15 protein-coding genes are annotated in these 20,244 nt (G+C 36.3%); 12 read left to right on the top strand and 3 right to left on the bottom strand.

Translation table 11 applies throughout. The features are described from left to right. Positions 1-164 precede the first annotated feature (164 nt). From GQR60_RS13385 to GQR60_RS13365, 5 genes are all read left to right on the top strand, one after another. On the top strand, positions 165-2,927 hold the full coding sequence (locus GQR60_RS13385) for a hypothetical protein (RefSeq protein ID WP_124993413.1): 2,763 nt from the start codon (positions 165-167) through the stop codon (positions 2,925-2,927). A gap of 168 nt (positions 2,928-3,095) precedes the next feature. Beyond that, positions 3,096-4,769: a hypothetical protein gene (locus GQR60_RS13380; protein WP_124993412.1), complete on the top strand. Its 1,674-nt coding sequence runs from the start codon at positions 3,096-3,098 to the stop codon at positions 4,767-4,769. Between the two features lie 18 nt (positions 4,770-4,787). Further along, on the top strand, positions 4,788-6,260 hold the full coding sequence (locus GQR60_RS13375) for a DUF5723 family protein (protein WP_124993411.1): 1,473 nt from the start codon (positions 4,788-4,790) through the stop codon (positions 6,258-6,260). A 642-nt stretch (positions 6,261-6,902) separates the two neighbouring features. After that, positions 6,903-7,148, top strand: a complete 246-nt coding sequence (locus tag GQR60_RS13370) for a DUF4834 family protein (protein ID WP_124993410.1) — start codon at positions 6,903-6,905, stop codon at positions 7,146-7,148. A 217-nt stretch (positions 7,149-7,365) separates the two neighbouring features. Beyond that, a complete protein-coding gene (locus GQR60_RS13365; protein WP_124993409.1) occupies positions 7,366-8,919 on the top strand; it encodes a glycine--tRNA ligase in 1,554 nt (517 codons plus the stop codon). 165 nt (positions 8,920-9,084) lie between these two features. Here GQR60_RS13365 and GQR60_RS13360 read toward each other — a convergent pair whose 3' ends face one another. Next, positions 9,085-9,891, bottom strand: coding sequence for a hypothetical protein (locus GQR60_RS13360; protein WP_124993408.1), 807 nt, complete (start codon positions 9,889-9,891; stop codon positions 9,085-9,087). A gap of 10 nt (positions 9,892-9,901) precedes the next feature. Beyond that, the gene (locus GQR60_RS13355) at positions 9,902-10,474 is read right to left on the bottom strand and encodes a hypothetical protein (protein WP_124993407.1); all 573 of its coding nucleotides are present in this window, start codon (positions 10,472-10,474) and stop codon (positions 9,902-9,904) included. A gap of 467 nt (positions 10,475-10,941) precedes the next feature. Between GQR60_RS13355 and GQR60_RS13350 the strand changes: the two genes are divergently transcribed. From GQR60_RS13350 to GQR60_RS13335, 4 genes are read left to right on the top strand one after another with little or no spacing between them, the layout of a single operon-like run. Beyond that, the gene (locus tag GQR60_RS13350; RefSeq protein ID WP_124993406.1) at positions 10,942-13,563 is read left to right on the top strand and encodes a YfhO family protein; all 2,622 of its coding nucleotides are present in this window, start codon (positions 10,942-10,944) and stop codon (positions 13,561-13,563) included. After that, on the top strand, positions 13,556-14,779 hold the full coding sequence (locus GQR60_RS13345) for a CDP-glycerol glycerophosphotransferase family protein (RefSeq protein WP_124993405.1): 1,224 nt from the start codon (positions 13,556-13,558) through the stop codon (positions 14,777-14,779). The genes GQR60_RS13350 and GQR60_RS13345 overlap by 8 nt, the downstream gene beginning before the upstream one ends. Then, a complete protein-coding gene (locus tag GQR60_RS13340) occupies positions 14,779-16,014 on the top strand; it encodes a CDP-glycerol glycerophosphotransferase family protein (RefSeq protein WP_124993404.1) in 1,236 nt (411 codons plus the stop codon). Before GQR60_RS13345 ends, GQR60_RS13340 begins: the two co-directional genes overlap by 1 nt. 9 nt (positions 16,015-16,023) lie before the next feature. After that, a complete protein-coding gene (locus tag GQR60_RS13335; RefSeq protein ID WP_124993403.1) occupies positions 16,024-16,413 on the top strand; it encodes an adenylyltransferase/cytidyltransferase family protein in 390 nt (129 codons plus the stop codon). Positions 16,414-16,449: 36 nt separating this feature from the next. On the opposite strand, the gene GQR60_RS20280 is transcribed toward GQR60_RS13335, so the two are convergent. Continuing rightward, on the bottom strand, positions 16,450-17,922 hold the full coding sequence (locus tag GQR60_RS20280; RefSeq protein ID WP_124993402.1) for a lipopolysaccharide biosynthesis protein: 1,473 nt from the start codon (positions 17,920-17,922) through the stop codon (positions 16,450-16,452). A gap of 189 nt (positions 17,923-18,111) precedes the next feature. Between GQR60_RS20280 and GQR60_RS13325 the strand changes: the two genes are divergently transcribed. The 3 genes from GQR60_RS13325 to GQR60_RS13315 all read left to right on the top strand — a co-directional run bounded on the left by GQR60_RS13325 (position 18,112) and on the right by GQR60_RS13315 (position 20,207). Then, positions 18,112-18,984 (top strand): cell division protein FtsX, encoded by an 873-nt coding sequence (locus GQR60_RS13325; RefSeq protein ID WP_101309749.1) that lies wholly within the window; start codon positions 18,112-18,114, stop codon positions 18,982-18,984. 133 nt (positions 18,985-19,117) lie between these two features. Then, complete coding sequence (locus GQR60_RS13320) at positions 19,118-19,360, top strand: DUF3098 domain-containing protein (RefSeq protein WP_101309750.1); 243 nt, start codon at positions 19,118-19,120, stop codon at positions 19,358-19,360. Between the two features lie 58 nt (positions 19,361-19,418). Then, positions 19,419-20,207 (top strand): undecaprenyl-diphosphate phosphatase, encoded by a 789-nt coding sequence (locus GQR60_RS13315; RefSeq protein ID WP_124993401.1) that lies wholly within the window; start codon positions 19,419-19,421, stop codon positions 20,205-20,207. Positions 20,208-20,244 lie beyond the last annotated feature (37 nt).

Raw genomic sequence — 20,244 nt, 5'->3', positions numbered from 1 at the left:
ACTTACGATTATTTAAAAGCAAGTACCCCGGCAACCGTCGGGGTATTTTTTCAGGGGTTCATTCAAGCCTTTTCTTTGCTGCAAAGATATCGTACACATAATTTTTTAAACATTCGATAAATTGCTATTTTTGATCAATCACTTTTCCACGCAACCGACCAAATATGTTGAGAAAAATTTTAACCTACCTACTAATTCTTTTGCTTCTGACAATTACCGTTTTAGGCTATCTATACCTTCAAAAACAACGCGAATACAAAGGAATAGATCCTTTCTCGGCCATTCCGGTTAATTCCGAGATGATTATTCAATTTGAGAGTCTGGAAGATTTAATCACCAAATTGGAGAACAATACCGGTGCATGGAAAGAACTGAGCAAATTCGATAAAATTGCTGACATCAATAAAAATCTTCAATTTATAGACAGCCTGATCAGTCATTTTGATTCGGAAGGCACTTTATCTTTGGATCGGTCGTTTACCATGGCGAGCCATTTGCAGGGTAAAAATGAAATTGAATACCTGTACATTCTTCCGATTACTGATTATCTGGAAGAAAAGAAAATTAAAAATGCCATCATTAATTGGGTTGGTTTGGACAGATCGGTTTCGGAACGAAAATACCACAACACAACATTATATAGTATTCCGCCTCAAAACTCAAAGGATAAAGGAATTCACTTTACTTTTTCGAAAGGATTATTTATTGCCAGCAGATCGATGTTACTGCTTGAAAATTCGGTGTTGCAGCTAAGTACTGAAAACTCCATCTGCAATTCAAAAGGCTTTGAACAAATTCGCCGTACAATCGGCAAAAATGTGGATGCCAACATCTTCCTGAACCTCAAAACCTTTCCAAAACAAGTTTCCTTATCTCTCGATAAAGATTACAGCAAATTTATACGAAACTATACCAATTTGGCGAACTGGACGGAGCTTGATCTTAGTTTCAGAAATAAAATAATTTTGCTAAACGGATTTACATACAGCGATCCTCAGCAAGGCAACCTGATGAATTTGTTTCTTCAGCAAGAACCAGTTAAAATGGAAATGGAATCGATGATTCCATCGAGTACCAGTATTTTAGCCATACTGGGTATTGATGATGCTCCTTTACACAAAGGGAAATACCGGAAATACCTTGATCAGATGGGGCAATTATCCGAATATCTGAAAAATATTAACGACGTAAAAAAGAAAACCGGAGTGGATTACGAAGAAGCAATCTATTCTATTATCTATAAAGAAATTGGCATTGCTTTTACCGAAGGCCAAACCAACAAACGCTTCACCATAATACGAACTAAAAGCGCCAGTATTGCCAAGAAAAAAATGCTGGAAATGATTAATGGCAAGGCAAAAAAAGAACAACGTACTCTTGCCTACTACATGCGCACTTATCATCTCGACAAGGAAACCAGCTTCGATATTTTCAGATTGCCTGAAGACCAACTTCCGGAAAAGCTTTTTGGAACCTTCTTTGCCGGCGCCTCATCGGCCTACTTCACTTTTATCGATAATTACTTGGTGATGGGACCTGATATCAGCTCTCTTTCCGAATTTATTAAAGAATCGGTTCTGGGTAAAACCCTCAATACCAATCAAACCTATATGGAAAACAAAGAGTTTCTGTCCAATAAGGCGAACTTTTATTTTTATGCTTCAACACCCAGAGCAAACTCATTTATTTCGGGATTCCTAAATGCCGGTTTGCAAAAGGAAATTCAAAACCACAAGCAGAGCGTAAATAAATTTCAGGCTGTCGGCCTGCAATTAAGCTCAAACAGAAATCTGATTTACAACAACTTATTCATCGAATACGATCCGATACTGGAGTTGGCTCCTCAAACCGAATGGGAATCGAGGTTGGATACCTGCTTTGCTCACAAACCATATTTGGTTCAGAATCATTACACAAAAGAGAATGAAATTTTGGTTCAGGATATTAATAATCAGCTTTATCTTTTAAATCCTTCGGGACGTGTGTTATGGAAAAAAGCTTTGGAATCTAAAATTGTTGGGCCAGTTCAGCAAATTGATCTATTTAAAAATGGCAAACTACAGTATCTGTTTGCCACTAAAAACAAGCTTCATTTGGTAGATAGAAATGGCGACAACGTGGGAAATTACCCGATAAAACTAAAATCTGAGGCTGTTCGGGGTGTTTCTATCTTCGATTACGACAACAACAAAAATTACCGGTTTTTCATTCCCTGCAAGGATAAAAATATTTATGCTTACACGAAAGATGGCAGGACTCTTACAGGTTGGAATCCGGCTAAAGCTGAAAATGAAATTAATTGCGAAATTCAGCACTTTCGGGTAAAAAACAAGGACTACATTGTTTATGCCGATCAATACCGCATTTACATTCTAAACCGCCGTGGCGAAGAAAGAATCAGATGTAAAGAACAGTTTTCAAAATCGAAGAACAACCCATTCTTTTTGGAGAAATCTGTTGGAAATATCAGCGACAGACTGGTGACAACGGACATAAATGGAAACATCTACTACTGCTATTTTGATGGAAGCATTGAGAAAAAAACATTCACACAACTATCCGATTCACATTTTTTTACAGCTGCAGATATTGATACGGATGGCAGAAATGAATATCTGTTTGCTGATTATAACATCCTTAGAATATTTGACGATTCGGGAAAACAAATTCTCGAGAAAAAGTTTGATTCCAATATTAGCTTCCGACCTAATGTTTACAGCTTTTCGCGGAGAAACATTGAAATTGGAATTTGTCTGGAAGATGAGAACAAGATCTTTCTGATTGATAAAGAGGGAAATAACCATGAAGGATTTCCTCTTAAAGGAAATACGGAATTCTCAATCGGCTTTTCAAAAACCGGTGATAAATCCTTTAATCTTTATGTAGGAGATAACCGAAACTTCCTTCTCAACTATTCCGTACAATAATTTTTTGTCATCAATAACGAAATATTCATGCACCAAAATCAATGCTCTGCACAAACTATTGATTTTTTAGGATTTACAATTAGACCCTAATAATTTATCATAGCATTATTAGGGTTTCAAATGCTTTGTTCGGTGCATTCTATATAAACGCATATAAATAAAACAACTATGATATTAAAACTTAGATCCCTAATTCCATTCTTGCTTGCCGGCATTTTAGCCATTTCAATGCAATCCTGTTTTAACGGAGACGACTACGACTTCGACAAGCTTTCCGATAAAATAGACTGGACACCCAATATGATTGTTCCGGTTGGTTATGGAACCTATTCATTGTGGTATTTACTGAATCAACATGAGGCAAACCCTGCCGATCAAACCATTACTCTTGATGCGGAAGGCATGCTGCACATCAAATACATGGAGGAAGATATTTTTTCTTACAATATTGATGAAGTGCTGAACTTTCCCAATCAATCTGCCTTGGATCTAAGTTATACATTGCCAAATTTTGGTGTTGGCCTTCCTTATTCAGCTATTGCCGGATTAGGCTTAAGCGCACAAACAGATCAAATTCAGATCATCACGGGCAACACGGACGTTAAACTTTATGAATTGGATTTGGATGCAAACATTCGATTTGCTTTAACAAATCCTTTAAATACTGAAGTTGATATCACCATTGAAATTCCGAACGGAACACAAAGCGGAATTCCAGTTAATCAGACTTTTACATTAGCTCCAAACGCAATAAATCAAATTGAAACCTTAAATCTGGCAAACCTAAATTTAGCTTTCAACACACCATACACTACCAATAATGATATTGACATTACTTTTGACATTGATATTAAAGACAATGCCAGCCATATAATTAGCAGTACTGGTGATTTGGGAATTAACCTAACTGTTCAGAACATCAATTTTCAATTGGCCAAAGGTGATTTTGGAAATCAGATCATTACTCTCGATGCCGGAAACTTTGACATGAATGTTGATTTTTGGGATGATATTGAAGGTGATTACCAATTTGCTGATCCCCGCATTAATCTTATCATGGAAAACTCGGTTGGAGTTCCGTTCCAAATTAATGCCGACATTACCGGCTACGCAACAGATGGAACTGCAGCCTCATTAAATCCTGATGCGTTACAACCCGCATATCCTGATGAAGTTTCTGTAACAAATCCGTTAATCATTGATGCAATAACTGAAATCATTACTTACGACACGATCAATTCCAACATAAAAGCTTTAATGGCCTTGCCTCCATCGGACCGATTGGAATATTTTGGAAATATTGCTTTAAACCCAACCGGAGCCATTGCTCCAACACCAACAACTCCAAACATCATCAGCAACAGCTCAGCTATTAATGTGGATATTGAAATAGATGTTCCTTTGGATTTTACGGCAACAAATCTGATGCTTAGAGATACTGTAAACGACATTGACATTAGCGATGCAGATAAAATTATGAATGCTGCCGTGGTTATCGTTACTGAAAACGGTTATCCGCTCGACGTAAGCATCGATAAAATTTACTTTACCGATGCAGCCTACAATGTAATTGATTCCATTTCAGACAATCAAGTAATTGAGGCGGCAAAAGTGTTTGTCTCTGGCGATAAAATCGGAGAAGTTGATCCTGCCTCGGTAAAAGAGGTGGAGCATAAAATACAATTAAACCAAAGTCAGATAAAAAACCTGAACCAAACCAAAAACCTAATTATAAACGCTGGCGTAAGTACAGAAAATGATGGCGTTCCTGTAAAACTTAAGGGGGACTACGAACTCAAATTCACTTTATCTGTTCAGGCTCAAATCGATCTTAATAACTAAGCACCCAGACACTCCAATATGATTAAATTTATATACAAAACATCTATAGCAGGATTGATATTTCTGTTTTTATCTGTTTCGGCTTCAGCCCAAAAAATGAACAACACTTTGTATTTAATGCAAAATGTTCCTCAGTCAAATCAGTTGAATCCGGCAATTCAACCCGAATGCAAAGTATTCGTTGGATTTCCGGCGCTGAGTTCAATTTATCTGAATTACAGCAACAGCAGCTTTGCTTACAGCGATATAATTAAAGATGGTACAGGAATCCGAAAAGATTCTTTAGTTGTTGATATCAATAGCTTTCACGATGCATTGCAAACAACCAATTTTGTGTCGCAGCAATTTGAACTGACTCTTTTTGCCCTCGGAATACGCGCAAAAGATTACTTTTTCACACTGGATGTGATTGAAAAGGAAGATTCCCGTTTCAGTTTCGATCAGGAAATGATGACATTTTTGAAAGACGGCAACGCCTCATACAGAGGAAAAACTGCAAATTGGGGCGGACTGGGATTGGATGCAAGTTACTATCACGAAGTTGCTCTGGGTGTATCGAAAAAAATAAACGACAAATGGACGGTTGGTATCAAAGGAAAAATGCTGTTTGGTATAGCCAACATGCACATGGAAGATTCCGACATGTCCGTATTCACCTCTGCTTCCGGTAACGAGATTGTTTTAAATTCGGAACACCGTCTTCGTGTTTCCATGCCAATTAATCAAATCGGTTTGGATGCTGACGGATATGTGAACGACATTGACATAGATGGTGATAGTTACGATGCAGATTTCTTCGCAAACACCGATAATAAAGGTTTTGCCGTTGATTTGGGTATGACTTACCAAATGGATGAAAAAACCCGCTTATATGCAAGTATATTGGATATTGGATCGATTAACTGGAAAACGGATGGTCATGAATTCTCTCAAAAAGGTTCATTTACCTGGACAGGAGCCGACTGGTCGCAATCGGGAAATTCAAAAGATCCAAACTACAAAGAAATTGAAGATGTATTTGATGATTTAACAGACTCAATTGCTGACGAATTTCGCGTGATAAACGGAATAGATTCATACAAAGTTGGACTGCCTGCCAAAATATATTTAGGCGGAACACACGACCTTAACAAAAGAGTGAATGTAGGTGCATTAAGCAGAACCGAAATTTTTAACGGTAAAATTCAATCGTCATTAACACTCTCAGCCAACGCACGTTTTTTCAGAAATCTTAGTACTACATTGAGTTACTCGGTGGTAAACCATTCGTACAACAACGTTGGATTTGGACTAGCTGCGAAATTGGGTCCTACACAGTTTTATGTGGTCAGCGACAATGTAATGGCGGCCATTAAACCAAATACTGCTCACTTGGCAAACATTCGTTTCGGAATCAACTTTTTGTTTGGCTGTAAGGACAAAACAAAGAAAAAAGATTCCTGCTCTTTCGAGGATGAAATTAAAAACAAGAAGAAGCCATTGTACAAATAAATAAAACGATTTTTTTACTCCAATAACGGAGAGTTTACATCAATTTGAATTCGAGACTGCCTTGCGGGGCAGTCTTTTTTTTGATATTAATAAGGATGTTACACCAACTTAATAAGTCTGAAACCCGCGCGCAGGCTAGGTGATTATAGCGCAGGAAGGGGTAAAATGCTGCAGGAAGGATGGGTTTACCCGCAGAATTACTTATTTTGCCCGCAGGGCGTATTGTAAACCCGCAGATTTGACTCATTCTGCCACAGAACGTATTGATTTGCCCGCAGAAGGGTATATAAAGCCACAGATTTCACTGATTGTACCGCAGAACAGAATTTTTTGACTCAGAGAAACAACAACAGAACATAGGACGGACAATTCCTGTCAAAAAAAAAACAATTTACCACAAAGAAAAAGTTCATAACTTCCCGTTATTTATTTGGTTATAAAACATTAGAACCAAGCGGCAAGAGGAATTTCACCTGATAAATGGTACCATGCGTTAGGGATTGCAGTGGAAACCCCGCAGCGAAGAATGAGCGAGGAGTTGCAGCGAAAAGCCCGCCCGAAGGGAACGCCCAAAAGCAAATGCCGAAGAATATCAAAAAAAAAAAATGAAATGCTTATATTTGCCTTTCAAAAGAAAAGAATATGGCATTTATTAAATTTATAATCATAGCTGTTGGGATCTACTACATATTAAAGTGGATTTTGAAGGCAGTATTCCCGTTTTTGGTGAAGAAAACCTTCGATAAAATGCAGGAACAAGCCAAGCAGCAACAGCAGCAAACAAGAAAAGAAGGTGAAGTAACCATTGATAAACCATCGGGCAAAACAGGCGATCCGCACAAAAAAGATGTGGGCGACTATGTTGATTTCGAAGAAGTGGATGATTAAATGGTAAGCGAATAGCTATTGGTAGTTGGCCTTTAGCTTTTTAACATTCCACTCACCTAAATTTATTATTCAAAATATCTATAAAAACGCTATAAATTAATTGGATGTAAATCCATTGAATCGTATTTTTGCCTTTCCTTTTTGGAAATTATACAATGCTAATAGCCAATGGCTAAAAGCTAATAGCTTAAAAAATTAACCTCAAAATATAAGATTTATGGCTCAGGAAGATGTTTTCAAAAAACTGGTAGCTCATTGTAAAGAATACGGATTCGTGTTTCAATCATCGGAAATTTATGATGGATTGAGTGCCGTATATGACTATGCGCAGCTGGGAGTTGAATTGAAAAACAATATTAAAAAATACTGGTGGGATTCAATGGTGAAACTGCACGAAAATGTAGTGGGTATTGATTCGGCTATTTTTATGCATCCTACTATTTGGAAAGCTTCGGGCCACGTTGATGCTTTTAACGATCCGTTGATTGACAATAAAGATTCGAAGAAACGTTACAGAGCTGATGTTTTAATTGAGGATTTGCTGGCCAAGTATGAAGGCAAAATGGACAAGGAAGTTGCCAAAGCAAAGAAAAAATTTGGCGAAAGTTTCGACGAAGCTCAATTTCGTGAAACCAATCCTCGTGTATTAGCAAACAAAGAAAAGATGGATGCTGTACATACTCGTTTTGTTGATGCTTTAGATAAAAATGATCTGGATGAATTGAAGCAAATCATTATTGACAATGAGATTGTTTGTCCTATTTCAGGTTCTAAAAACTGGACAGATGTTCGTCAGTTCAACCTAATGTTCTCTACCGATATGGGTTCTACTGCCGATGGAAGCAGTAAAATTTATCTTCGTCCGGAAACTGCACAGGGTATTTTCGTTAACTACCTAAATGTTCAGAAAACGGGTCGTATGAAGATTCCTTTCGGAATTGCTCAGATTGGTAAAGCATTTCGTAACGAGATTGTGGCACGTCAGTTTATTTTCCGTATGCGTGAATTCGAACAAATGGAGCTTCAGTTCTTTGTTCGTCCGGGAGATGAAATGAAATGGTTCGATGCCTGGAAAGCAACCCGTATGAGCTGGCACAAGGCGCTTGGTTTTGGCGAAGAAAAATACCGTTTTCACGACCACGATAAATTGGCTCATTACGCCAATGCAGCTACCGATATTGAATTTAAATTTCCATTCGGATTTAAAGAGGTAGAGGGAATTCACTCCCGTACCGATTTTGATTTAAGTCAACACCAAGAATTCTCAGGTAAGAAAATTCAATATTTCGATCCTGAATTGAACAAAAGCTATGTTCCTTATGTAGTTGAGACTTCGATTGGAGTTGACCGTATGTTCCTTCAGATTATGTCGGAAGCATACAACGAAGAAAAAATTGAAAAAGAAGATGGTAAGCTTGATGAGCGTGTAGTACTTAAATTACCTCTTGCTTTGGCTCCGGTTAAGCTTTGTGTAATGCCTTTGGTGAAAAAAGACGGCCTTCCGGATAAAGCCCGTGCAATTATCAACGACCTGAAATTCGATTTCAACTGTCAGTACGACGAAAAAGATTCAATTGGTAAGCGTTACCGTCGTCAGGATGCCATTGGTACTCCTTTCTGTGTAACTGTTGATCATCAATCTTTAGAAGACAACACTGTTACCATTCGTCATCGTGATTCGATGGCACAAGAACGTGTTGAAATCTCAAAATTGTATGATATTATTGAAGATCATGTAAGCATGAAAAAATTATTCAAACAATTGAAATAGACAGATGAGATGTTAGCCTTTAGATGATTTGCAAGGTGTAAATTACAAACTCAGGATTAACGGAACGAATCAACTAAATAGATAATAAAATGGCCATTCTTTTGCAGGATGGCCATTTTTATTATTTAAAACAAATCATCATATGACCACATCGTCAAAGAAATTCTATTTCTTGAAATATAACTTTACACCCATTCTAACATTCACATATACAAAATCATAAAGTCGATCATTCGGATTAATCTCCTCCTGATAAACAACATTACCTTCCACCCATTCCTCAATACTTACTTTCCTGTACGTCCTGCTTTTGTTAGTTCCGGTAATTTGAAGGGAAGCGAACGGAGCGATAGGGCGCCGTCTGTTCTTCGATGGATTAGGCAGCCATTCCAATTCAATTGAGCCACCATAAACAAAGGATGGTTCTAACTGATAGGTATCTGTTTTTCTTGCCCGAACATTGGAATCATTGTTTCTCAAAATTATACTTGATTCAGTATTCTTAGAACTAGTGATAACACCTCCAAGCATTGTTCCCTGACACTTTAAACGACCAAAAATCGTTTTTTCATAACCAAATCCACCCAAGTAGCTGTAAACGTTAATATCATCAACATATGAACAATCAGAATAATTCTCAACATTATCAAATTCGTAGTTATGTCCATCCCAACTCCCTTTTAAGTTTACAAATACTTTATTCCACACAAAATACCGCAGGTCAACAGATGCTGACCTAGTTAAAAATTCAAACTTGACATCTAGATTTTTATATTGAACAAATACCCCCAAAGTTACTGATTCCTGGTTATATGAATAAATGTCTTCTACTTTATTGTTTTGTAAAATCTCCTGAATTTTTACCTGAGAGCTTAAACCCCATTTCAGATCCGTTTCCTGTGCACTTGAAACAAGAGTGTGTACCAACAACAACAATATCATGGCACTAATCCTTTTATATTTATTTAGCATGATAATCAATTTATGGGATAAGGGTTACACGAAGTTGATTATTGAAGGTTTTATTGTTTTTTAGGGTCAAATCAACCTTAAAAGCAAGCGTGATGGTATCGCTTATCAAAGCCACTGCTTTAGGAGCCAATTCAGTCTGATTGGTAAAATACAAATATGGTTCGGAAGATTTTGTAACACCTGCTTCAACATATTGTGCTATTGTTTGATACAAATCTTCAGTATAATAATGTTCTCCATCATCCATCAAAAAAAACCTGCTTACATCATCATTTTTTGCAATCCCGGCATACAATCCGTCACTAAGCACACTAACCTTTATATCAGTAATTTCACTTACCATTTGCGGATTAAGTCCATAATCCTGAGCATACTCATTGTCAGATTTCAGTTTCATCATTATAACAAATTTGTCAGCTGAAATAGTATCGCCTTTATCCCTATAGTAATAATCATTCCTTAAAGACAGCTCAACTCCATCCACCTCATATTCCGGACCATAAGGTTCATTATCACCATCACTGCACGAGACACTTAATCCGTAAAGCAAAGTGATATTTACAAGTAAATTTCTAATTTTCATGTTTTAATAATTTGGTTTAGATTAATACTATGCCAACAAATATAACATAAAATATTATTGAAATATACTAAAAAATACATATTAAATACAACATGGTCAATTAAACAATTGCTAAATTATTATACGAAACAAATCACAATACTTACAATTGCTTTAGATATGTCTTAACAATAGATCGTTAATTTCAGATAAGACTGCACTATTGTTCTAAACAACCTTTTAAAATCAATTTTGTTATAAGTAAAATACAATACCTAAATGAATCATCCTGATAAAAAAAAATACCTATTCAAGTCCAAATTGCTTTTCTCTTTAGTGAAGAAACAATTGTAAAATATTAAGTGAAGCACGGAGCAAAATATTCCGTGCTTTTTGTATTTTAGGGGCGGAATTAAATAATTAAAATTAAAAAATATGAATTATGAATTGATTCACTACTAATTCATAATTCCTAATTCATAATTACCATGAGCTTCAAGTCGATCATCAAGTCCCTTATTCCCCATTTATCAGCCATCATCATTTTCCTAATTATTGGATTTGCATTTTTTCAGCCTATATTAGATGGAAAACAGCTAAGAAAAGGAGATACCTTAAATGCTCTAGGCTACAAAAAGGAAATCATGGATTTCAGGAAATCCACCGGGGAAGATCCTTTGTGGACCAATTCTATGTTTGGAGGAATGCCGGCCTATCAGATCACCGTTGAGTACAAATCACAGTTCATGCAATTCTTTAAAGAAGCCATGGAACTGCATACTCCGAGTCCGGTACGCTATTTAATGATCTATCTGATTGGATTTTATATCTTACTAATATCATTACGGGTAAATCCCTGGCTCTCCATCGGAGGTGCCATTGCCTATGCCTTTTCGACCTATTTCATAATAATTATTGGTGCCGGCCATCTCTGGAAAGTTAATGCTTTGGCTTTTATTCCACCTGCCCTTGCGGGGATATTACTCACATTACAAGGCAAATACATATTAGGCGGGTTACTCGCCTCCTTCTTTCTGATACTCGAATTGTATTCCAATCACATACAAATGACCTACTATTTTCTGATTACGGTTCTTTGTATTGTCGGGTTTGAATTTTATTATCGCCTGAAGCAGAAAGAATTAAAGCAGTTTTTTACTGCCATTGGAGTTTTAGCCATTGCATCAATTCTGGCTGTTGGTGTAAACAGTTCCAATCTTTTCAATTCATACGAATACGGAAAACAAACCATTCGTGGTAAATCGGAACTAACTCTTGGTAATAAAGACAACAAAACCAATGGTTTGGATAAAGATTACGCTACCCAATGGAGTTATGGTGTTCAGGAAACTTTAACCCTGTTAATTCCAAATGCAAAAGGTGGTGCCGGATCTCCTCAGGAGGCAACTCAGCTGGTGAGTTACCTAAGCGGAGGACAGATTGAAAATGTAGCCAAATACTACGATATTGAACCAATAAAAGATCACCACTACTGGGGAAATCAGCCATTTACTGCTGGGCCTGTATATGTTGGAGCCGTCATCCTCTTTTTATTCTTTTTAGGATTGATTATTGTTCCCGGACGTTTCAAATGGGGATTGCTTACCGCAACAATTTTGGCCATTATGCTGTCGTGGGGACATAATTTCCAATTCCTTACCGATCTGTTTTTAGATTACGTGCCCTTATACAACAAATTCAGGGTGGTTTCGTCCATTCTGGTTGTCGTTGAGTTGTGTGTTCCAATTTTGGCAATTTTAGCCGTTAAAAAGGTATTGGATGAGCCTGAAATCCTACAGAAAAAAGTAAAATTATTTTCTGTAAAGTCGAATGTCTTAATCTTGCCATTACTACTAACAGCAGGAATTTCATTGCTTCTATATTTGCTTCCATCTCAATTCATGGATTTTATTACGAAGCCTGAAACAAGCTATTTTGCGCAAATAAAATCAGGAAATCCGAATGCTGTTACTTACATCAATCAAATTGAATCTGATATTTTTAATGCACGTGTTTCTATTTTTAGAGCCGATGCATTGCGTACCATTCTTTTTGTTGGCCTAATTGCGGTACTTCTTTTCGGATACAGTAAAAAGTGGTTCCAAGCTAACATTCTAATTGCTGGTGTTGTTGTTCTTATTTTGGTTGATTTATGGCCGGTTAACAAACGCTTTTTAAATGCAGACAGCTTTGTTCCTAAAAAAGAATTGAAAATTGCATTCAACCCAACTCAAGCCGATTTTGAAATTTTGCAATCTGAGTTTTCATCTCGACCGGAATTACAACCATTGGCTAAAAAAGCACAGGATGAATATAAGAAAGAGAACCGCAGAGCTAGTAAATTAGAATTGGCTATTGTTCCTTTCACAGTACTAAACCAACACAGCAATTACCGGGTTTTAAACACTTCTGTTCAAACCTGGCAGAATGCGAGCACTTCCTTCTACCATAAATCAATTGGTGGTTATCACGGAGCCAAGTTGCGACGTTATCAGGAATTAATTGATCATCACATCACAAAAAACAATATGAAGGTGATCAACATGCTAAATACCAAATACATCATCACACCCGATAAAGAGAAAGGAAATCAGGCACAATTGAATCCTGATGCTTTAGGTGAAGCATGGATTGTTCCCAACTACAAAATTGTTGCCAATGCCGATGAAGAAATCATGGCTTTAAATACCTTCGATCCTGCAAAAGAAGCTTTAGTTGACAAGCGTTTTGCTTCTCAACTGCAAGGATTTACAAGTCAGGCAGATTCTTTGGCAACTATTGCAATGAAAACATATGCTCCCAACAAAATAACTTATCAATTCAATGCTAAAAGCGATCAATTGGTGGTTTTCTCCGATATTTATTACCAGCCGGGCTGGAATGCCTATATTGATGGGAAACTTACTCCGCACTTTAGAGCCAACTACATATTACGGGCGATGAAAGTTCCCGGAGGAAAGCATAAAATCATCTTTAAATTTGAGCCAAAAGCAATGACAGTTACCGAAAATATATCTGTTGCCAGCATGGTTTTATTCTTTTTGCTGCTAGCCGGAGGAATTGTTTTTGGAATTAAAAATATCCGAAAAGAAACGATTGAAAATGAATAGTCAGTACTCCCGAACACAACAGTTTGTCAACTTCATGCAGAAAATTGTTTTTCTGCATATTGTCCTGTTTTTAATGCGCCGTTTTTATTTTCTATTGGAAAAACTGGTGCCAAAAGACAAACGAATTGCGCTCTTCTTTCTCACCGAAAAGGTATATTTCGACAATTCGAAGTATTTGTTTGAGTACATGCGCGAAAAAAATGATTTCAACAGCATTTTGTTCACTCCTTACAAATCCTTGTATCATAAACTAAATGATAAATTCCCCGGAGAAGTAGTTTATTCGTGGTCGTTGAAAGGGTTTTTTCTCTTTTTAAGGACCAGACATGTCATTCTTTCCTATGGAATTAGTGCCGCTGCTTTCAAGCCATACTACCTGCACGAAAAATGCAAAAACATCATCTATTTAGGACATGGTACGCCAATGAAAAAAATGGCCTTGCAAACGCCTCCCTGGCGCAAATATGCCAAACACAAGCAATTGCAAAAATACAGCTATATGGCAGGCTGTTCTCCTTTGGAACAAATTATTCATGCTGCAGGATTTAATATTGACATGAACAATGTTTGGGTGAGTGGCTTGCCCCGTAACGATTATTTGCTTCAGGATATTAATCTAAGTCCGTCTTTATTGGTTGCAAATCCATTTCTCGACCGTAAAATTATTTTATACGCTCCAACCTGGCGCGAAGAAGGTTACAAAACTCACTTTTTCCCTTTCGGGGATTTTGATGCAAAACGGCTTTCTAATTTTCTGGAGAAAGAAGATGCCTACATCTTGGTTCGTGGTCATAAAGAGGATATAAAACGAAAGTCTGTTGAAAAAACTCATGATTTCTTTTCTATTGACAGAGTACTAAAAGCTGATCAGGATCGATTCCCCGATGTGTATGAATTATTGCCTTACGTAGATGTTTTGGTAACCGACTACTCATCACTTTGGATTGACTACCTGCTTTTGGATCGGCCAATTATTTATTTGCCATACGATTTAGACGAATACAAGCAATACAAAGGCTTTTTTATCGATTTCGATGAGAATACTCCGGGAGCAAAGTCAAGCACTCAAAAAGAATTTATAACGCATTTACAACGCTATTTCGAACAGCCTCAGACTCATGCCAAATGGCGCAAAAAAATAAGGGATATGTATCACACTTATCAGGATACAGAGAGTTGCGAGAGAGTGTTTCAGGAAATTAAAAAATTGAATTAATGAATCTCAACAAATACTCCAAACCAATCATCTTCATTACCACCTTATTGGGCTGGATATTTATTGTTCCAATCACCTACCTTATTCCAAAAAAAAAGAATCTGATGGTGCTTATGGGAGCAAAAGATGGTTTTTTTATTGATAATGTGAAGTTCTTTTTCCTCTACTTATCGGAAAAGGAAGAAGATCAGGAATTCTATTTCCTGACCGCAAATAAAGAGACCTATGAATCACTCAAACATCAATACATCAACATATTGTACTACCCGTCAGCCAAGGCCTATTGGATTTCGTTGAGATGTAAGGTTTTTGTAGTTGATAATTTTTCGTGGATGGATAATTGCCGGTTTCAATTGTTCTGGCGGGCAAAAATTGTTCAAATCTGGCACGGAATAGGCTTCAAAAAGATTCAGCGCGACAACAAATTCTTTATTCAGGAAACCAGCTCGCTATACCGCAGATTTATTTTGAATTTTGTTGGAAAACTACCTGTTTACGATGCACTCATCTCAACTGGAGAATTCTTTACCGAGCATTTTTTCAAACCTGCATTTATTTCAGACCACTTTATTGATACAGGATATCCGCGTAACGACATCATTGTAAACCCAATAAAATATAAGAATGCATTAATCAACTCGGATGAGAAAACCATTCAAAAGGTGATTGAATTGCGTAAAAAAGGAATCAAATCAATCTTGTATGCACCAACCTTTCGGGATACCGGAGGTGATGGTATTTCCGATGGAATTCTTGACCTTCAGAAATTGAATGAATTCGCCATTAAAAATGATTTTGTATTTGTTTTCAAGCTGCATCCATTGCCACAATACAAGACTATCAGTAACGAATTCGAACGCATTCTTTGGTACGATAATGTGAAAGACGTATATCCTCTTCTTCCTGAAATTGATGGTATGGTGAGCGATTACTCTTCCATTTACATGGATTATATTTTACTGAACAGACCGGTGTTTTTCCTGCTGTATGACCGCGAAAAATACGAAACCAAAGATCGTGAATTACATTCCTTCTTCAACGATTTTATTATTGGACCTATTTCTACTACTCAAGAAAAACTGGAACAGGATTTACTCAGTACATTTACTGAAAATGACGATTTTGTTGGAGGTAGAACCCAAATTATCGAAAAATCATATCTAGATACAGATGATAACAGTTCTCAAAGAATTTTTAATTTCATTCAGGAACATTATCTTCGCAGGAATCAATAAAGCAAAACTATGAAAAGAGTAATCACCTTTGGAACATTTGACCTTTTTCACATCGGACATTTACGGATTTTAGAACGTGCCAAAGCAAAAGGTGATTATCTTATTGTTGGTATTTCAACCGATGCTTTAAACTATTCCAAAAAGCAGAAAAATCCAATCTACTCAGAAAAAGACCGAAAGCGAATTATTGAATCGCTTAAAGTGGTTGATGAAGTATTTTACGAAGAATCATTGGAACTAAAAGGAGATTACATCAAACAATTCAATGCTGATGTTTTAGTGATGGGAAACGACTGGGAAGGCCGTTTTGATGAATTCAAATCACTTTGCGAAGTGGTTTATCTGGAACGAACTCCATCTATCTCAACTACCGAAATAATTGAGATTATTAAAGAGTAGTTTTATTCTTAGCTGCTGATATCAAAAATAGAAAACTTACCTCCAGCCCAATTTTTCACGAACAAATTCGTTAAAATCATTCGAAATTTTAAGAAAAAAAGTGAGCAGTAAATAAATACCTCCTACCAGAGTACTTCTTACAATAATATCAAATACAAACCAATCCATTTTTGGCAGTAAATAACCTAAATAAAAAGACGTAAGAGCAATCCCTAAAACAAATAGATATTTCCTGTTAATTGGTTGAAATCCATAGGTTTTCCAAAGAAATATGTATTTCATCAGATTAAAGATAAAGCTGGCAGTAAGTGAGGCTGCGGCTGCACCAACAATTCCCCAAACTGGTATCATAATCAAATTAGTAACAACTACCAAAGCACCAAAAATAAGCATAAACAGTGTTTGTATCCGATATTTAGGCGAAGCTTGAATTACCACACCACTAATACCCGACAGCATCTGTATAACATGCGAAATCCCAATGAAAAACATTACATATTTTCCTGCAATGTATTTATCCGGAACTATCTCAAATACATTTTCAACGTTCACCCAGACTCCAATAAACAGCAAACAACCTGTCATAAATTGATGCAAACCGCTTTGCGAATAAACTTTCCCAATGGTTGCAAGATCATCGCGTTTCCAAGCCTCAGCAATTACGGTACTTGCTATCTTCTTTAATGTGCGTGAAGGCATTGAAATTAGCATCCCAAAATTTGCCATTGTTGCATAAATACCATTTGCACCTAAACCAATAAAACTTACAATCATTATTCTGTCGATATTAGCCGTTAACTTATCGCTTAAACCATTCAGAATTCCAAATAAGGAAACATTAACCATAGATTTTCGAAGTTTGGGTGTTACGAACTTCAGATTAGATGCAAAAGAAATCTGACCTCGCTTTAGAAGAAGCAGAAATAGTAAAACAGTTGGTAAACAAAAAGCCACTACATATAAAAATACGAACTGCGAAAACTCCAATATATCTTTCCAGAAAAGGAGAATGATACAAAAGTTGATAAGCTTAAATACAATATCCCGATAAATTGTTCCCGAAACTGCATCATACATCACTCTATTGTATCCTTCGAATAAATTAAAAAAGAGTGTGAAAAATACCAAAGGAATCAAATAAATCAGGTAATTTAAATAAAGTGGTGATTCGTTTGAATATAAACTGACAGCAACAGGATGCAAAAGAAAATAAGCAATCAAAGAAAGAATGAAGCCAATCATCCCAACCCAAAACAGAATGAACAAATATCCATTATGATTTCGATTTTCATTTCGAAAATAAGGGAACAATCTTGCTGTAACATTATTGAACCCGAAAGAAGAAAACTGCGTTGCAATTGTTGCAATTGCTACCAACCAATTCAACAAACCTATTTGGTCTGCTCCCAAAATCCTCGGAAACAAAATCCCAGTATTTATAAATCCTAAAATGGCTCCAAAATAGGAAACCACAGTTCCTTTAATGGTTTGTTGACGAATGATTCCCACCTTGCTTTTTTGTGTTAGGTTCTGATTTAATCACAAATTTAACAAAATTGATTTCTTGTGAAAGCATTTCAAATTCATATAAGTATGATACATTTTGATTGAAAAATTGTATTTTCGCATGTCATCCGGTCAAATCCGGATTAACATCTGATTAAATATATCGGGTAGAATTCTTTAATTTCATTTCAAATGGCATACAAAGAAAAAGGTACAAAACGAAGACTTCGCTCCTCTTACATTACTTCAGTAATTAGCATTTCATTGGTTCTATTCATGTTAGGATTAATGGGCTTACTAATTTTAAATGCCAATCAGATTTCCAATTACGTAAAAGAAAATATTGGAGTCACAGTGGTTTTAAAAGACAATATCAAAGAAGTTGAAATTCGTCGTTTGCAAAAAATATTGGATGCCAGTGATTATGTGAAAGCTACAAAATATGTAGATAAAGAAACTGCTGCCAAAGAATTCGAGAAAGAGTTAGGCGAAGATTTTATCTCATTTTTAGGCTACAACCCACTTCGTGCCTCGATAGATGTAAAATTATATGCTGGATATGCAAATACAGATAGTATTGCGGTAATTGAAAAGCATTTATTAAAGCAATCGCAGGTTCAGGAGGTTGATTATCAAAAGTCATTGGTGCATTTGGTAAACGAAAATGTGAAAAGAATCAGCTTAATTATATTAGCGTTTAGTGCTCTGCTTTTCACAATATCATTTACTCTAATCAACAACACTATACGCTTATCCATTTACTCTCAACGCTTTATAATTAACACAATGCAATTGGTTGGTGCTACAAGAGGGTTTATACGCCGGCCATTTATGGCTAAAACCTTACTGCATGGCGTAATAGGAGCACTAATCGCCAACGCAATGCTTTCGGGTGTCATTTACTTGTCGCAAAAAGAATTAAGTCAGGTAATCAATTTTAGTCATGTTGAAATGATTGGTGTCTTGTTCTTACTGATTCTATTAATCGGACTTTTCATTACCTGGATATCAACCTTATTTGCTGTAAACAAATACTTAAGGCTTGAGTCGCGTTCGTTGTATTAAGAAAACCGTTAACGTGTTAAAAAATCATGACACGAGACACTTCAGGAACTTTAGGCACGTTTACCTCTAGGCACTTTAATTAGTTTATTGTAAATTTGGCATCTAATTGTCAAAACCGACAAAATTTGAGAACATGAACAAACAAGATAAAAAACTGGATTTTGCTCTTTCAAAAGAAAACTACAAACTTATCGTTATTGGGTTTGTTATTATTATAGTAGGATTCTTACTAATGATGGGCGGTGGATCGGATGATCCAAACGTATTCGATGAAAGTATCTTTAGTTTTCGAAGAATTACTTTAGCTCCAATGGTGGTGTTATTTGGTTTTGCTTTCGAAATCTACGCCATCATGAAAAAGCCGAAAGAACAATAAATATCTCCTTTTATGTATTTTTTCGGTTAACTAACCGAAAATATTTCTTTTTAATAATATGAACTGGATTGAAGCCTTACTTTTAGGCTTACTGCAAGGATTAACTGAATTTTTGCCGGTAAGCAGCAGTGGTCATTTAGAAATCGGCAAGGCCTTATTAGGTATTCATGCCGAAAATAATTTAGTATTTACAGTGGTTGTGCACGGTGCAACAGTTTTAAGTACCATAATTGTATTTCGAAAAGATATTCTTGAACTTTTAAAAGGTCTTTTTAGTTTTCAGTGGAATGAATCGACACAGTATATTGCTAAAATTGCAGTCTCTATGATTCCAATCGGAATTGTAGGCGTGTTTTTTAAAGATCAGGTGGAAGAAATTTTCAATACTGATAAAATCTTGCTGATGGTAGGGTTTATGCTTTTAGTAACGGCTGCGTTTCTTGCATTTACATACTATGCAAAACAAAAAGAAAAAGAAATTTCATTCAAAGATGCCTTTATTATAGGTATTGCTCAAACAGTTGCTGTACTTCCCGGAATTTCGAGATCGGGAGCAACCATTGCAACCGGACTGCTTTTAAAAAACAAAAAAGCTGAAGTAGCCAAATTCTCGTTTTTAATGGTTTTAGTTCCCATAATTGGGGAAAACATTCTAAGTGTTTTTAAAGGAACATATACTTCACAAGGATCGGTTGAATTAATGCCGTTACTAGTCGGTTTTATTGCCGCTTTCCTTTCGGGATTACTGGCTTGCAGCTGGATGATTAAATTGGTGAAAAGAGGGAAATTAATCTATTTTGCAATTTATTGCCTGATTATCGGACTAATTGCTATTTTTGCAGCCTAATTACAAAATAAGGCATTCCCGTTAAATCCGATTCTAA

Origin of the sequence: Labilibaculum euxinicum (assembly GCF_009795715.1) — a bacterium.
Lineage (GTDB): Bacteria > Bacteroidota > Bacteroidia > Bacteroidales > Marinifilaceae > Labilibaculum > Labilibaculum euxinus.
Note: the sequence above shows the minus strand (reverse complement) of the source record. Positions and strands in the feature narration are given on the sequence as shown.

Excerpts from the sequence above, each read along its gene's own strand:
- GQR60_RS13385 (WP_124993413.1), top strand. The coding sequence starts at position 165 with ATGTTGAGAAAAATTTTAACCTACCTACTAATTCTTTTGCTTCTGACA.
- GQR60_RS13380 (WP_124993412.1), top strand. The coding sequence starts at position 3,096 with ATGATATTAAAACTTAGATCCCTAATTCCATTCTTGCTTGCCGGCATT.
- GQR60_RS13375 (WP_124993411.1), top strand. The coding sequence starts at position 4,788 with ATGATTAAATTTATATACAAAACATCTATAGCAGGATTGATATTTCTG.
- GQR60_RS13370 (WP_124993410.1), top strand. The coding sequence starts at position 6,903 with ATGGCATTTATTAAATTTATAATCATAGCTGTTGGGATCTACTACATA.
- GQR60_RS13365 (WP_124993409.1), top strand. The coding sequence starts at position 7,366 with ATGGCTCAGGAAGATGTTTTCAAAAAACTGGTAGCTCATTGTAAAGAA.
- GQR60_RS13360 (WP_124993408.1), bottom strand. The coding sequence starts at position 9,891 with ATGCTAAATAAATATAAAAGGATTAGTGCCATGATATTGTTGTTGTTG.
- GQR60_RS13355 (WP_124993407.1), bottom strand. The coding sequence starts at position 10,474 with ATGAAAATTAGAAATTTACTTGTAAATATCACTTTGCTTTACGGATTA.
- GQR60_RS13350 (WP_124993406.1), top strand. The coding sequence starts at position 10,942 with ATGAGCTTCAAGTCGATCATCAAGTCCCTTATTCCCCATTTATCAGCC.
- GQR60_RS13345 (WP_124993405.1), top strand. The coding sequence starts at position 13,556 with ATGAATAGTCAGTACTCCCGAACACAACAGTTTGTCAACTTCATGCAG.
- GQR60_RS13340 (WP_124993404.1), top strand. The coding sequence starts at position 14,779 with ATGAATCTCAACAAATACTCCAAACCAATCATCTTCATTACCACCTTA.
- GQR60_RS13335 (WP_124993403.1), top strand. The coding sequence starts at position 16,024 with ATGAAAAGAGTAATCACCTTTGGAACATTTGACCTTTTTCACATCGGA.
- GQR60_RS13325 (WP_101309749.1), top strand. The coding sequence starts at position 18,112 with ATGGCATACAAAGAAAAAGGTACAAAACGAAGACTTCGCTCCTCTTAC.
- GQR60_RS13320 (WP_101309750.1), top strand. The coding sequence starts at position 19,118 with ATGAACAAACAAGATAAAAAACTGGATTTTGCTCTTTCAAAAGAAAAC.
- GQR60_RS13315 (WP_124993401.1), top strand. The coding sequence starts at position 19,419 with ATGAACTGGATTGAAGCCTTACTTTTAGGCTTACTGCAAGGATTAACT.